We start from the raw sequence: 12545 nt of genomic DNA on the forward strand, positions 1-12545 counted from the left end.
CGTTGTCTTCGCCCGAGAAGCTCGCCGAAGCCGTCCTCCTGCCCGGGTTCGCCGGGACGACCGCGCCGGACTGGCTGCGCCGCCGGGTCGCCGACGGCCTCGGCGGGGTGGTGCTGTTCGGCCGCAACGTCGTCGACGACGAGCAGGTCGCCGCGTTGACCGCGCAGCTGCGCGGCGAGCGCGACGGCGTGGTGGTCGGCATCGACGAGGAGGGTGGCGACGTCACCCGCCTCGACGTGAACACCGGGTCGTTCGTGCCGGGCCCGCTCGCGCTGGGCGCGGCCGACGACCCGGAGCTGACGACGGCCGTCGCCGCCGCGCTCGGCGAGCGGCTGGCCGCCTGCGGCGTCACGGTGAACCTCGCACCGTGTGCGGACCTGACCCTGGCCGACGAGGACCCGATCATCGGCGTCCGGGCCTTCGGGTCCGACCCGGTGAAGGCGTCTCCGCACGTCGCGGCGTACGTGACGGGGTTGCAGAAGTACGGCGTCGCGGCGTGCGCGAAGCACTTCCCCGGCCACGGCGCGGCGACCGAGGACTCGCACGTGGCGCTGCCCGTGCTGCCGCGCACGCTGGAAGAGCTCCACGAGATCGAGCTGGTCCCGTTCGCCGCGGCGATCCGGGCCGGGGTGCGGTCGGTGATGACGGGCCACCTGGTCGTGCGGGCCTGGGGCGACGAGCCGGCCACGCTCAACCGGACCGCGCTCACCGACGTCCTGCGCGGCGAGCTCGGCTTCACCGGCGCGGTGATCACCGACGCACTGGAGATGGGCGCGGTGTCGGGGGCGTACGGACGCCACGACGGCCTCGGCCGCTCCGCCGTGCGGGCCCTGGCCGCGGGCGCGGACGCGCTGTGCCTCGGTGGCGCGGCGTTCGAGGCCGAGCACCTGGACGCGTGCGTGACGGCGATCGTGGCCGCGGTCGCGGCGGGGGAGCTCCCGCTGGAGCGGCTGGCGGAGGCCGCCGCGCGCACCGCGGCGCTGGGCACCGACCCGGCGCCGGCCTCGGTGGGGCCGGTCGACCGGCGGCTCGGCCTGGAGGCGGCCCGCCAGGCGCTGCGCGTGCAGGGGGCACCGCGGCTGGCCGGGCCACCGTTGGTGGTCGACGTCCAGACCGAGCCGACGATCGCGGCCGGGCCGATGCCGTGGGGGCTCGGCGCGCACCTGGCCGAGCTCGTGCCGGGCACGCGGGCGATGACCGCGACGCCGGACGACGTGTCCGCGGTGCTGGACGCGGCGCGGGAGTTCCGCAGCGTGGTCGTGGTGACGCGGGAGGCGCACCGGCACCCGCGGGTGCGGGAACTGCTGGCCGCGCTGTCCACTGTGGACTTCATCCGGGTGGAGACGGGCGTGCCGGGTCCCGTCGGCGACGGGCCCCGGATCGACACGTTCGGCGGCTCCTGGGTCAGTCTGCGGGCCGCGGCGGAATACCTCGCCTGAAAGCGGACGAAACCCCGGCGGGATGCCGGGGTTTCGTCCGCTTTGCCGTATCTCCAGAAGACTGGCCGCGGTTTGTACGGACCTTGTACCGGCGGTCCCCATGCTGTCCCCACACCGAAAACTGGAGGACGGAACGATGAACATGGGGATCGTGAAGCGGATGGCGGGGGTCGCCGGTATCGCCGCGGCGATCGTGGTCGCCGGGGCGGGCCCGGCGCTCGCGGCGTCGGGCACCGTGCACACCGACTCGGGGGCCGCGCTGACCGTGCGGGCCACGCCGAGCACCAGCGGCTCGTCGGTCGGCTCCATCGCCGACGGCACCGCCGTCACCATCAGCTGCCAGACCAACGGGTCCACGGTCGACGGCAAGTACGGCACCTCGGACATCTGGGACAAGGTGGGCAACGGCTACGTCAGCGACGCCTACGTCTACACCGGCTCCGACGGCCGCGTCGCGCCGGACTGCGCGGGCTCGACGCTGGCCTGCTCGACCGCGGGCACCGGCGACCCGAACACGTGCGCCGAAGCGGTCGCCAAGGCGAAGTCCCGCATCCACACGAACGACCTCGACTCCTACGAGGGCTGGTGCGACCGGATCAACGCGCAGAACTACGGCTGGTCCGCCTCGGGCTCGGAGACGGCCTACATCCACTGGACGCAGATCCCGTCGTCGTTCAAGCACCCGGGCGACTACCAGGTCCCGGCCGGCGGCCTCGCCTTCTTCAAGAGCAGCGGCGCCGGCCACACGATGATTTCGATCGGCGGCGGCAAGTTCCTGTCGAACGACATCAACGGCTACGGCAGCTACACGGAGACCACGATCGCGCAGATCAAGAGCAAGTGGGGCCAGACCTACCTCGGCTGGTCGCAGCCGTGGTTCAAGGTGAACCACTGATCGTCTGATCCACTGACCTTCTGAACGACTGGCATTCCTTCGCCGGACTGCGCACGGGCCTCTGTCCGACTCCCTCGGACAGGGGCCCGTCGCCGTGCGGGGACACCGCCGTTCGGACTGACCCGCGCGGGTGAGCGGCGAGGCCCCGGCGTCGATGGACGCCTGGTGGGACTGCCCGGACGGGTGGTTCTGCGCGTGGTACTCGACCGACGGCAACGGCGCGATGGCCCGCTTCCAGACGGGGGCGCCGGACCTGCGGGAGCTCAACCTGAACGATAGTTGATGTCGGCGTAGAGGCACCAGACCACGCCGGTCCGGTTCCACACCGACCACACGTGGTCCACACCGGACTGCCGGAGATCAGACCTTCATGATCTGGTGGGACGGCTCCGCCAGGTAACCGAGCAGGTTCGCGGGCCGGTACGGCGGCTGCATCCGCTCGCGGCGGTCCACCGCGCAGGACCCCGCGAACTCCGTCGCCGGGTCCACGCCGCCGATGACGCGGTCCGCCGAGCCGAACCACCGGAAGAACCGGTTGAGCGAATCGTGCAGGTCGCCGAGTTCGTCGCGGGCGGCCAAGGACGCGAAGGCGTCCGGCCGGAACTCCAGGCCGCACTGCTGCGCGCGGTCCACCATCCACCGCAGGGTGAGGTTCGACAGCGCCGGCTGCCGGTAGCCGCCGCCGACGTCGGAATGGGCGCCGGCGAACCAGACCTGTTCGCGGATGCGGTCCGGCGCGGCCGCCGACGGCTCCCACACCGCCGGGCTGAACGACTTGCGGTGCTCGTCGACCGCCAGCGCCTGGAACGCCGACTGCACGATCGAGGTCAGCTTCATGTCGTGGAACTGCCACCGCTTGTTCAGCAGGTGCAGCAGCCGGCCGCCGCTGAGCGGGATGCCCAGCGCCCCGACGGTGTCCCAGACGCCGACGAACCGGATCGGGGTCCGGTCTTCGCGGGCGTACGTGGCCCGGAAGTCGCGGGCCCGGGGGCTGCCGGGACCGGTAGTCTCGCGGTCGCGATCGCGGTAGAGCCCGTAGGCCTCCTCGAGCCGGCCGGCCTCGTCGGGGCGCAGGACGCCGCAGTTGCGGATGAAGCCCACGGTGCTGCGCGCGGTGTACGCGCCGCGGCTGAACCCGAAGAAGAACAGCTCGTCGCCGGGTTCGTAGTGGTCGACGACGAACCGGTAGGCCTCCTGCACCTTCTTGGACAGTCCCACGCCGAACGCCCCGCCGGTGAGGTGGTCCCACAGCTTCCCGGTGCCGACGCCTTCGCGGTAGAACACCCGCTGTTCCCGGCCGGCCGCGTCGGCGGGCGCGACGGCCGCCTGGAGCAGGCCCACGTTCGTCGGGGCCGGCTGGCGGAGGGTGTTCCACGTACCGTCGCAGCAGATCACCAGACGTTTCGGCATGCTTCCTCCCGGCGTCGGACCGTGAGTCGCATCCGCCCGGTGCGGCGTTACGCCGGGCCGGAACCCGCCGCCGTCCGGGAACGAAGAAGGCCTCCCGGCCGGGGGCGAGGAGGCCTTCTTCGTCGATCGAATCGGTTATCGGGTCACGCCCGGCAGGTCCGGCCGCGGTTCACGCAGTTGACCAGCCCGTTCATGATCCGCTGTGACATCACGTTGGCGAAGTCGTCGTGGTCGGAACCCGGGTTGTGCTTCTCCTGCGGGAAAGCGTCCACTTTGTACTGCTTCTTGACCTGGATGTCGTGCGGGATGTCGTAGGTCAGCGAAATCTGCAGCTGCGGCACGGCCTTGAACCCTTCGGCGCACCGGCCGAACTGGTCCGGGAACACGATGTGCGTGCGGTGGTTGGCGCTGTCGGTGTTCTTCCCGTCCCAGCAGCTGGGGAACGTGTGGATCCGCTTGACCTTGCTGTTCGGCGGGCAGATCGGGTACTTGTCGGTGACGCGGTTCTCGAAGCCGGTGCACGTCCAGCTCGCCCTGGCGTTGGCCGGACCGTTGGTCGAGACCTTCGCGTCGCCGTAGAGCACGCGCAGGAAGCGCGGCATCGCCACGACCTTCCCGACCGGGCTGCCGCGGAAGGTGATCTGCACCCGCTGCGGGCGCAGGATCTTGCCGTCGTTGCCGGGCAGCTCGTTGTTGTCGTCCTGCCCGGGCAGTGCGCCGCCGGCGGTGGTGGACGGCGGCGGGGTCGGCGTTCCGGTGTCCTTGCCCGGCTTCGTCGCGCACGGCGCGAGACCGCCGAGGCCGCCCGGCTTCGGCGCGAAGCGGCCGATGGCGGTGGCGATCCGGTCGATGATCGCGGCCCGCCGGTCCTTGAGCGGGTTGAGGATCGCGTTGCGCACGAAGTCGGGGCCGCCCTGGCCCTGCGTCGCGGCGATGCGCTGGTTGGCCTCGTCGGCCTGGCCGTCGAGCTGGTCGAGGTTGCCGTCGACCTCGGCCATGGCCTGGTCGGGGATGTCGGTGAGCTTGCTCGCGACGTCCGGGCACGCGACCTGGACCGTCTTCGCCTCGCGGTCGGCCTGCGCCCGGTCGCCGTCGGGTGCCTTCGCGGGCTCGTTCTTCTCCTCTTCGCCGGTGTCGATGCGGACCACGGGCCAGAAGTAGGCGGACTTGTCGCCGTTGCGGCAGGTGGTCCCGGCCTTCACCAGGCTCTTGTTGTTCGAGTCGGCGTTCGTCGACAGGTTGCCGACGTAGTCGTGGAGGTGCTGGGCGCCGTTGCGGACGCCGGGCTGGGCGATGAAGTTGTCCGGGTTGAAGTGCTGGTTCTCGTTGCGGCCGCAGTCGACGGTGAACGTGCCCGTCGACGCGCCGGTGACCGGGCGCGGGTCGAACTGGTTCGGCTTCACCGTCAGGATGTCGACGAAGAAGGCGGGGTTCGCTTCGTCGGCACTGGCTTCACCGGTGTGGCCGGTGGTCGTCGCGACGGCGATGCCGCCGACGGCGAGCGCGAGGGCGAGGCTGCCGGTCGCGATCTTCGTCCGGCGGGAAAGGCGATGCCGTCCTTGGGTGCGGGACATGGGTAAATCCTCCGGTGTCGGGCTGGCGGGAACGCGCGACACTGAGCGGACCGAGCCCAGGCTCGGTCCGAACAGGCGGGGTTCTGTCACGGGGTACTGGGAAATGTCGGCACGGAAGCGATGTCCGGCTGGTCCACTGACCCGACATCAGTGGCCGCGCGCCCACCTGCCCGTGGCCGCGCCGTCAACCGGCTGGTTATCGTTCCGTTATGGACGCTACACGGGCGCTTGACACCGGGCAAGAAGTTCTTTTCGGCCGTTACCTTCCGTCAGGCCCGGTTGGCGTTTCCGTAGCGAAAGGCCGCTCTGACCTGCGGATTGACCCCGCCGGAGAGGTTCGCGGAAAAAAGTTTGAACCGAACTGAACCGGCAGCCGTATCCCCGGGTGAGGCCGGTCGAATGCCCGCGGCGCGGAGCTGCCGGGAATTGCCGTGAAATGAATGGTGACCGCGGTTCGCCATTCCACGCCGAAGGGTCAGGACGTCTCTTTGCCGGCGAGCAGGCTGCACCGCAGGGTGGCGAGGGCGCGGTGCTGGGCGACCCGGACCGCACCGGCGCTGCCGAGGCCGACCGCGGTGGCCGTCTCCTCCGCCGTCATGCCCAGGATGATCCGCAGCACCAGGATTTCGCGCTGGCGCGGGGGAAGCGTGTCCAGCAGCCCGGACGACCAGTCGAGCGCGGCGGACCGCTCGGCTTCCTCGCCCGTCGGGTCGCCGGCACCCCGGTCGCCCGCGCGGCCGGCCGGGGGTTCGGCGACCGGGCTGGTGCGGTCGCGGGCCCGGCGCCGGTGGAAGTCCGACACCTTGTGCGAGGCGATGCCGAAGACGAACGGCAGGAAGCCGTCGGGCGCGTGGCGGTACCCGGGGAGGGCGCGGACGATCGCCAGCAGCACGTCCTGGGCGCAGTCCTCGGCGTCCGACGATCCGTCGTGCCACGTGCGCAGCCGGCCCAGGCAGTAGCGGTGGACGATCGGGCGCAGCGCGCGCAGCAGCCCGGCCACCGCGGCGCGGTTGCCCTCCACCGCCGACCGGACGAGCGCCGGGTCGAGCGAGAACGTCGCCGTGGGCGCGGAACCGCCCTCGGCGGAGTGCGGCGGCATTCGGCCCTCACTCCCACTTTCGTGAAGATCGCAACGGACGGTCACGACGCTAGGTGACTGCGCGTGGCCGCCGCACCGGCCGGGCGGCCGTCGCGAACCGGGTCTTCCGGCCCTGGTCCGCAGCGTCCCGATGTGTGTGCCCCCGCCCGCCGGGGACGGCCGGGCCGAACGGCCCTACCGGCGGACCGGCGGCACCGATCACGCTGGTGGCCGGGGATTTTCGCAGGAGAAAAACAGGGACGCGATGGTGGATGACGTGGGCTTCGGGCTGCTGCTGGACCGGCAGCAGTGCCTGGCCTTGCTCCGGACGGCGAGCCTCGGCCGGGTGATCTACACCCACCGGGCCATGCCGGCGGTGCGCCCGGTGCGCTTCACGGTCGTCGACGACGCCGTGGTCTTCGCGGTCCCGCCCGGCAGTCCCCTGTACGCGGGCGCGCGCGACGCCGTCGTCGCGTTCGAAGCCGACGAATTCGCCGACGGCACCGGCGCCGGCTGGTACGTCAGCCTGCTGGGCCGCGCCACCGAGTCCGGGGCCGTCGACCTCGGCGAGCGCACCTGCCCGTGCCCGGTGCCCGCCCGGCCGGGCCACCGCTTCCTGCGCGTCCCGGCCGAGACCATCAGCGGCCACCGCATCGCCTGCCACGCGGAGTGATCCGGCGATCGCCGTAACGGACGCGCCGCCGCCATCGACCCACCGGGTGGACGAACCGGCTCGGGCCGACACGGGCAGTCACCGTGTGGGACCCTTGACCGCCCGGGGCAGGCCCGGGATTCCAGCGAAACCCAGCGGGGTCGACGGGACGTGGCGGACGAAATCAGCATGCCGGCGATCCTGGCCGCGGTCGGCGGCATCGCCCGGGAGCTGGAGGTGCCGGCGCTGCTGGCCCGCGCGGTGACGGCGACGTGCGAACTGCTCGGCGCCCGGCGCGGCCGGCTGCAGCTGACCGAGGGCGGCACCGCCGAGTACGGGCGCGGGCCGCTCGGTACCGACGCGGTCGAGCTGCCCGTGCGCGCGGGGACGCAGACGTTCGGGACGCTCACCGTGGACCCCGGCGGGGAGTTCGGCCGCCGCGAGCGCGAGGTGCTCGGCGCGCTCACCGCGGCCACCGGGATGGCCCTGGAGAAAGCCCTGCTCGTCGACCAGATGCGCCGCCGGGAACGCTGGCTCGAAGCCTCCTACGACGTCACCCGTGCCCTGCTCGCGGCGCAGGACCTGCGGGCCACGCTGCGGCTGGTCGCCGAACGCGCCCGCGTCGTCGCCGGCGGGACGGCCGGCGCGATCGCGCGGCCCGACGGACCCGGGCGGCTCGTGTTCGACGTCGTCGAGCCGCCGGGCGAGGACGCCGACCGGCTGACCGGGATGACCGTGCCGGCCGAGGGCACCGCCACCGGGATGGCCTTCACCACCCGGCGCCCGGTCGTGGTGCGCGACTACGGCGAACACGTGCAGGAGCAGCAGCGCAGCCACCCGGGGCCGATCCCGGCGATGGTCAAGGACCTGGACTCGGCGATCTCGGTGCCGCTGATCGTCGGCGAGGAGACCCTCGGAGTGCTGGTGGTGGCGAAGTTCCGCGACCGTTCGCCGTTCACCGATTCCGACGTCCAGCTGGCCGAAACGTTCGCCGGGCACGCCGCGCTCGCCGTCGAGTTCTCCCGGGCGCAGGAGGCGCGCCAGCAGCTGGCGGTGTTCTCCGACCGCGACCGGATCGCCCGCGACCTGCACGACCTGGTGATCCAGCGGCTGTTCGCCACCGGGCTCGGGCTGGAGGGGGTGAGCAGGCTGATCGGTGACGCCGGCGTGGCCGCGCGCGTGGCCGGGTTCGCCCAGGACCTCGACGGCACGATCCGCGAAATCCGCAACAGCATCTTCTCGCTCCAGGCACCCGCGCAGGCGCAGGGCAGCCTGCGCTCGGAACTGCTGCGGGTGGCCGTGGACGCCCGGGACGCGCTGGGCTTCGAGCCGCGCGTCGGCTTCGACGGGCCGCTGGACGCCGCGGTGCCGGACGCGGTCCGCTCCGACCTGATCGCGTCGCTGCGGGAAGCGCTGACGAACGTGGCCCGGCACGCCGGAGCGAAGTCGTCGTCGGTCGAGGTCACGGTGGACCGGCTCGGCCGCCGGCTGACGCTGGTGGTGCGCGACGACGGGACCGGCCCGCCCTCGGAGGCGGGCCGGATCAGCGGCCTGGCCAACCTCGCTTCGCGGGCGGCCCGGTGGGGCGGCCACTGCGTGCTGGCGGCGGGCGAGGACGGCGGGGCGCGGCTGGAGTGGACGGCGGAGCTGCCGGTGCCGATCGGCGAGCAGGGGAGTGGACGATGACGATCGCGGTGTTCCTGCTGGACGACCACGAGCTGGTCCGGACCGGGCTGAAGACCGTCTTCGAGCCCGAGGCCGACATCGAGGTGGTCGGGGAGGCGGGCACGGCGGCCGAGGCGCTGGTGCGGATCCCGCAGGCCCGCCCGGACGTCGCCGTCCTCGACGTCCGGCTGCCCGACGGCGAGGGCGTCGCGGTGTGCCGGGAGATCCGGTCCACGGTGGACCCGCCGCCCGCCTGCCTGATGCTGACGTCCTATTCGGACGACGAAGCGCTGTTCGGCGCGATCATGGCGGGGGCGGCCGGGTACATGCTCAAGCAGGTCTCCGGCCGGTCGCTGGTCGAGGCCGTCCGCACGGTCGCCGCCGGCGGCTCGCTGCTGGACGCCACGCTCACCGCGTCGGTGATGAACAAGCTGCGCGGCGAGGACGTCGCGGCCCCCGACCCGCGGTACGAGCAGCTGAGCCCGCAGGAGCGGCGGGTGCTGGACCTCGTCGCGGAGGGGCTGACCAACCGGCAGATCGCCGAGCGGCTCTTCCTGGCCGAGAAGACGGTGAAGAACTACGTCTCGTCGGTGCTGCACAAGCTCGGCGTCGAGCGGCGCACGTCCGCGGCGGTGTACATGTCCCAGCGGCGCGCCGAACCGGGCCGATCGGGCTGACTTCCCGCCTGTTCGGACGAAACCCGTGGGGCGTCCGATGTATCCGGCCGCCGATGGAGTACACCTGTCGGGTGACGCACGAAGTGTGTGCGCGGCAGAGGGGACGACATGGCGGGGTTGTCGGGCGGGGACTACGTCACGCGGCAGATCCGGGCGCTCGCGGACGCGGTGCGCCGCGAGGGGCCGGGCGGGCTGGGGACGCACAGCTTCCAGCTGGCGGAGCACTTGGCGGCGGAGGGAGGCGTCCACCGCGGCGACATCATGACGGCGACGGCGACGCTCCTGGCGATGACGGCGTGGTGCGACGGCGAGGCGGAGGCGGCCCGCCGCTTCGCCGAACGCGCGGGAGAGCACGACGAAGAGTCGCGCGAGCTGGTGACGCACCTGCTGCGGCTGGAGGCCGGAGTGGACCGCGGCTGGCTGCCGCAGGAGCAGGTGGCAGCCCTGCTGGAGTACGCCCGCCGCGAGCGCCGCGGCGATCTGGCGACGAAGGTGCGGGCCCTCGTGGGCGCCCGGCGCGGGCGGCACCGGCGGGACGACTAGGACGGTCGCGTCTCGGTCCTGGGTGGACCCGCTAGTCCGTCAGCGGCCGGCTCGGGTCGGCCAGCCGGTCCGGGTCCACGGTCCGTCCACTCAGGATCAGTTCGCGCACCGCGTCGAGGCCGTCGTCCCACTTGTTCACGTGCAGGCCCGCGACCACCCGGCCGCCGGTCAGCCAGAACGCGTGAAATGCTTCGGCGTCCCCGCGGGTGACCACGCGGTCGTACCCGCCCGGCGGGAACCAGCCCGTGAACTCCAGGCCGGCGTCGTACTGGTCGGAGAAGAAGTAGGGCAGGTCGTCGTGGACGACCTCGTGGCCGAGCATGGCGCGGGCCGCCGCCGGCCCGCCGTTCGTCGCCGCGGCCCAGTGCTCCACGCGGATCCGGCGGCCGTAGCGCTCCTGCCACACGCTCGCCACGTCGCCCGCGGCGAAGACGTCCGGGTCTTCCGTGCGCAGGCCCGCGTCCACGACGACGCCGTCGTCGACGGCCAGGCCCGCATCGGCGGCCAGCTGCGTCTCGGGCCGGGCGCCGATGCCGACGACGACCACGTCGGCCGGGATCTCGCCGCCGTCGTCCGTGCGCACCGCCGAAACCGCGGAATCGCCCGCGAACCCCGCGACGCCGGTGCCGAACCGCAGCTCGACGCCGTGCCGGCGGTGCAGGTCGGCGAAGAACGCGCCGAGCTCCGGTCCGAGGGTCGCGTGCAGCGGGGCCGGTCCCGGCTCGACGATCGTCACCGGGCAGCCGAAGTGACGCGCCGCCGCAGCGGTCTCCAGGCCGACCCAGCCGGCGCCGGCCACGACGACCCGGCCGCCGGTGGCCAGCGCGTCGCGCAGCCGGTCCGCGTGCGCGAGCCGGCGGAGGTAGTGAACGCCGTCGAGGTCGTGGCCGGGCACCCGCAGCCGCCGCGGCGACGCCCCGGTCGCCAGCAGCAGCTTCGTGTAGCCGAGGCGTTCGCCACCGGCCAGTTCGACCTCGTGCGCCGTCCGGTCGAGCGCCGTGACGCGCCGGCCGGTCAGCACCTCGATGCCCTGGTCGGCGTACCACTTCCCGTCGTGGACGAACACCGACGCGCGGTCGTCCTGGCCGAGCAGGTAGCCCTTCGACAGCGGCGGCCGCTCGTAGGGCAGGTCCGGCTCGGCACCGGCGATGACGACCCGCCCGCCGAACCCCTCGGCGCGCAGGGTTTCCGCTGCTTTGGCGGCGGTCAGCCCGCCGCCGGCGATGACGAACGCGTCCATCACGCGCTCACCCCGGTCAGGGCGAAGAACTCCTGCCGCGTCTTGGGTTCCTCGCGCAGCAGGCCGTGCAGCGACGACGTCACGGTCAGCGCGCCGCTCGCCCGCACCCCGCGCAGGGACATGCACAGGTGCTCGGCCTCGATCACCACGCCGACCCCCTTGGGCGCGAGGTGCTCCTGCAGCCAGTCCGCGACCTGCTTGGTCAGCCGCTCCTGCACCTGCAGGTCGCGCGCGAACATCTCGACGACGCGCGCGAGCTTCGACAGCCCGAGGATCCGCTCGCCGGGCAGGTAGCCGACGTGCGCGACGCCGCGGAAGGGCAGCAGGTGGTGCTCGCACAGCGACTGCAGGGGGATGCTCTTGGCCAGCACGAGCTCGTCGTAGCCCTCGTCGTTGGGGAACGTGGTGAGCTGGAAGTCGCGCGGCTGCAGCATTTCCGCGTAGGCGTGGGCCACCCGCCGCGGCGTGTCGCCGAGGTGCTCCGACGACGGGTCCTTCCCGAGGGCCCGCAGCAGGTCGGCGACCGCGCGCTCGGCCGCGTGCAGGTCGACGGCGCCGCGGTCGTGGACGACACCGAGGTGCCGCAGCGGGACCGGTGCGCTGACGGGTTCGACGGTCACGGGGGTGCCTCCTTCTAAAATCAAGACGAGTCGACGTTAGAAGCCTCCGGGGTTTTCGTCAACAATGATGTGTCTTAGAATCTGGTGATGCAGGAAACGCAGGCGGTGGCCGCGGTCGCGGCGCTGGACGAGCCGACCCGGCGCCGGTTGTACGAGTACGTGGTCCGCTGTCCGGAGCCGGTAACCCGCGACGACGTCGCCGAGGCGCTCGGCGTGCCCCGCGCGACGGTCGCGTTCCACCTCGACCGGTTGGTGGACGAGCAGCTGCTGGCGGTGGGCCACGAGCGCCGGACCGGCCGCAGCGGACCGGGCGCGGGCCGCCCGGCCAAGCTGTACCGCCGATCGGACCGGCAGGTGAGCGTGTCCCTGCCCGAACGCCGGTACGAGCTGGCCGGCGGCCTGCTGGCGGCCGCGCTGGAGGAGGCCGACGAAACCGGCGGCGCACCACGGGAGATCCTGGCGCGCCGCGCCCACGAGCGCGGCGCGGAGCTCGCGGCGGGCGCGCACGACATCGTCGGAACGCTCGAGCGGAACGGTTTCGAGCCCCGCCTCGAGGACGGCGCGGTGCTGCTGGTGAACTGCCCGTTCCACCGGCTGGCGCAGGCGCACACGAGGCTGGTGTGCGAGATGAACCTGGGCCTGGTCGAGGGCATGCTCGAGGAGCTGGGCGGCGACCTGCGGGCCCGGCTGGACCCGCACCCGGGCTTCTGCTGCGTGCGCCTCGCTCGGGACTGAGCCGCACCGCCGGCCCT

Annotated in this window: 14 protein-coding genes; 8 read left to right on the forward strand and 6 right to left on the reverse strand. The window is 72.9% G+C overall.

The features are described from left to right. The first annotated feature begins 2 nt into the window (after positions 1 to 2). The 3 genes from ACLJPY_RS03210 (at position 3) to ACLJPY_RS03220 (ending at position 2617) form a co-directional block, all read left to right on the forward strand. The gene (locus tag ACLJPY_RS03210; RefSeq protein ID WP_410586479.1) at positions 3 to 1439 is read left to right on the forward strand and encodes a glycoside hydrolase family 3 protein; all 1437 of its coding nucleotides are present in this window, start codon (positions 3 to 5) and stop codon (positions 1437 to 1439) included. Positions 1440 to 1575: 136 nt separating this feature from the next. Continuing rightward, positions 1576 to 2334 carry a hypothetical protein gene (locus tag ACLJPY_RS03215; protein WP_410586480.1) on the forward strand — a complete coding sequence of 253 codons (759 nt, stop codon included), beginning with the start codon at positions 1576 to 1578 and terminating at the stop codon, positions 2332 to 2334. 130 nt (positions 2335 to 2464) lie between these two features. Continuing rightward, complete coding sequence (locus ACLJPY_RS03220) at positions 2465 to 2617, forward strand: peptidase inhibitor family I36 protein (protein ID WP_410586481.1); 153 nt, start codon at positions 2465 to 2467, stop codon at positions 2615 to 2617. On the opposite strand, the gene ACLJPY_RS03225 is transcribed toward ACLJPY_RS03220, so the two are convergent. From ACLJPY_RS03225 to ACLJPY_RS03240, 4 genes are all read right to left on the reverse strand, one after another. Continuing rightward, positions 2598 to 2678 (reverse strand): peptidase inhibitor family I36 protein, encoded by an 81-nt coding sequence (locus tag ACLJPY_RS03225; protein ID WP_410586996.1) that lies wholly within the window; start codon positions 2676 to 2678, stop codon positions 2598 to 2600. The two genes, ACLJPY_RS03220 and ACLJPY_RS03225, sit on opposite strands and share 20 nt — an antisense overlap. A 16-nt stretch (positions 2679 to 2694) precedes the next feature. After that, the gene (locus ACLJPY_RS03230) at positions 2695 to 3744 is read right to left on the reverse strand and encodes a DUF2235 domain-containing protein (RefSeq protein WP_410586482.1); all 1050 of its coding nucleotides are present in this window, start codon (positions 3742 to 3744) and stop codon (positions 2695 to 2697) included. 143 nt (positions 3745 to 3887) lie between these two features. Next, positions 3888 to 5318 carry a DUF1996 domain-containing protein gene (locus ACLJPY_RS03235; protein WP_410586483.1) on the reverse strand — a complete coding sequence of 477 codons (1431 nt, stop codon included), beginning with the start codon at positions 5316 to 5318 and terminating at the stop codon, positions 3888 to 3890. A 475-nt stretch (positions 5319 to 5793) separates the two neighbouring features. After that, positions 5794 to 6417: a sigma-70 family RNA polymerase sigma factor gene (locus tag ACLJPY_RS03240; protein WP_410586484.1), complete on the reverse strand. Its 624-nt coding sequence runs from the start codon at positions 6415 to 6417 to the stop codon at positions 5794 to 5796. A 244-nt stretch (positions 6418 to 6661) separates the two neighbouring features. Here ACLJPY_RS03240 and ACLJPY_RS03245 point away from each other — a divergent pair, with 244 nt between their 5' ends. The 4 genes from ACLJPY_RS03245 (at position 6662) to ACLJPY_RS03260 (ending at position 9933) form a co-directional block, all read left to right on the forward strand. Next, entirely contained in the window at positions 6662 to 7069 is a 408-nt protein-coding gene (locus ACLJPY_RS03245; RefSeq protein ID WP_410586485.1) for a pyridoxamine 5'-phosphate oxidase family protein, read from the forward strand. Positions 7070 to 7237: 168 nt separating this feature from the next. Continuing rightward, on the forward strand, positions 7238 to 8734 hold the full coding sequence (locus tag ACLJPY_RS03250) for a GAF domain-containing sensor histidine kinase (protein ID WP_410586997.1): 1497 nt from the start codon (positions 7238 to 7240) through the stop codon (positions 8732 to 8734). Further along, positions 8731 to 9390 (forward strand): response regulator, encoded by a 660-nt coding sequence (locus ACLJPY_RS03255; RefSeq protein WP_410586486.1) that lies wholly within the window; start codon positions 8731 to 8733, stop codon positions 9388 to 9390. Before ACLJPY_RS03250 ends, ACLJPY_RS03255 begins: the two co-directional genes overlap by 4 nt. 108 nt (positions 9391 to 9498) lie before the next feature. Continuing rightward, complete coding sequence (locus ACLJPY_RS03260; RefSeq protein WP_410586487.1) at positions 9499 to 9933, forward strand: hypothetical protein; 435 nt, start codon at positions 9499 to 9501, stop codon at positions 9931 to 9933. A gap of 31 nt (positions 9934 to 9964) precedes the next feature. Here ACLJPY_RS03260 and ACLJPY_RS03265 read toward each other — a convergent pair whose 3' ends face one another. Together ACLJPY_RS03265 and folE are read right to left on the reverse strand one after the other, a co-directional pair. Next, positions 9965 to 11173, reverse strand: a complete 1209-nt coding sequence (locus ACLJPY_RS03265) for an NAD(P)/FAD-dependent oxidoreductase (RefSeq protein ID WP_410586488.1) — start codon at positions 11171 to 11173, stop codon at positions 9965 to 9967. Further along, the gene (gene folE, locus ACLJPY_RS03270) at positions 11173 to 11793 is read right to left on the reverse strand and encodes a GTP cyclohydrolase I FolE (protein WP_410586489.1); all 621 of its coding nucleotides are present in this window, start codon (positions 11791 to 11793) and stop codon (positions 11173 to 11175) included. Before folE ends, ACLJPY_RS03265 begins: the two co-directional genes overlap by 1 nt. Before the next feature lie 87 nt (positions 11794 to 11880). Between folE and ACLJPY_RS03275 the strand changes: the two genes are divergently transcribed. Next, positions 11881 to 12528 (forward strand): helix-turn-helix transcriptional regulator, encoded by a 648-nt coding sequence (locus ACLJPY_RS03275; protein WP_410586490.1) that lies wholly within the window; start codon positions 11881 to 11883, stop codon positions 12526 to 12528. The last annotated feature ends 17 nt before the right edge of the window (positions 12529 to 12545 follow it).

The sequence above is a fragment of the Amycolatopsis sp. lyj-23 genome (genome assembly GCF_046549135.1).
Taxonomy (GTDB): Bacteria; Actinomycetota; Actinomycetes; order Mycobacteriales; family Pseudonocardiaceae; genus Amycolatopsis.

Bases quoted from the DNA above. Each gene is read 5' to 3' on its own strand.
- ACLJPY_RS03245 (WP_410586485.1), top strand. From the start codon at position 6,662: ATGGTGGATGACGTGGGCTTCGGGCTGCTGCTGGACCGGCAGCAGTGC.
- ACLJPY_RS03265 (WP_410586488.1), bottom strand. From the start codon at position 11,173: ATGGACGCGTTCGTCATCGCCGGCGGCGGGCTGACCGCCGCCAAAGCA.
- ACLJPY_RS03260 (WP_410586487.1), top strand. From the start codon at position 9,499: ATGGCGGGGTTGTCGGGCGGGGACTACGTCACGCGGCAGATCCGGGCG.
- ACLJPY_RS03215 (WP_410586480.1), top strand. From the start codon at position 1,576: ATGAACATGGGGATCGTGAAGCGGATGGCGGGGGTCGCCGGTATCGCC.
- ACLJPY_RS03230 (WP_410586482.1), bottom strand. From the start codon at position 3,744: ATGCCGAAACGTCTGGTGATCTGCTGCGACGGTACGTGGAACACCCTC.
- ACLJPY_RS03275 (WP_410586490.1), top strand. From the start codon at position 11,881: ATGCAGGAAACGCAGGCGGTGGCCGCGGTCGCGGCGCTGGACGAGCCG.
- ACLJPY_RS03250 (WP_410586997.1), top strand. From the start codon at position 7,238: ATGCCGGCGATCCTGGCCGCGGTCGGCGGCATCGCCCGGGAGCTGGAG.
- ACLJPY_RS03235 (WP_410586483.1), bottom strand. From the start codon at position 5,318: ATGTCCCGCACCCAAGGACGGCATCGCCTTTCCCGCCGGACGAAGATC.
- ACLJPY_RS03255 (WP_410586486.1), top strand. From the start codon at position 8,731: ATGACGATCGCGGTGTTCCTGCTGGACGACCACGAGCTGGTCCGGACC.
- ACLJPY_RS03240 (WP_410586484.1), bottom strand. From the start codon at position 6,417: ATGCCGCCGCACTCCGCCGAGGGCGGTTCCGCGCCCACGGCGACGTTC.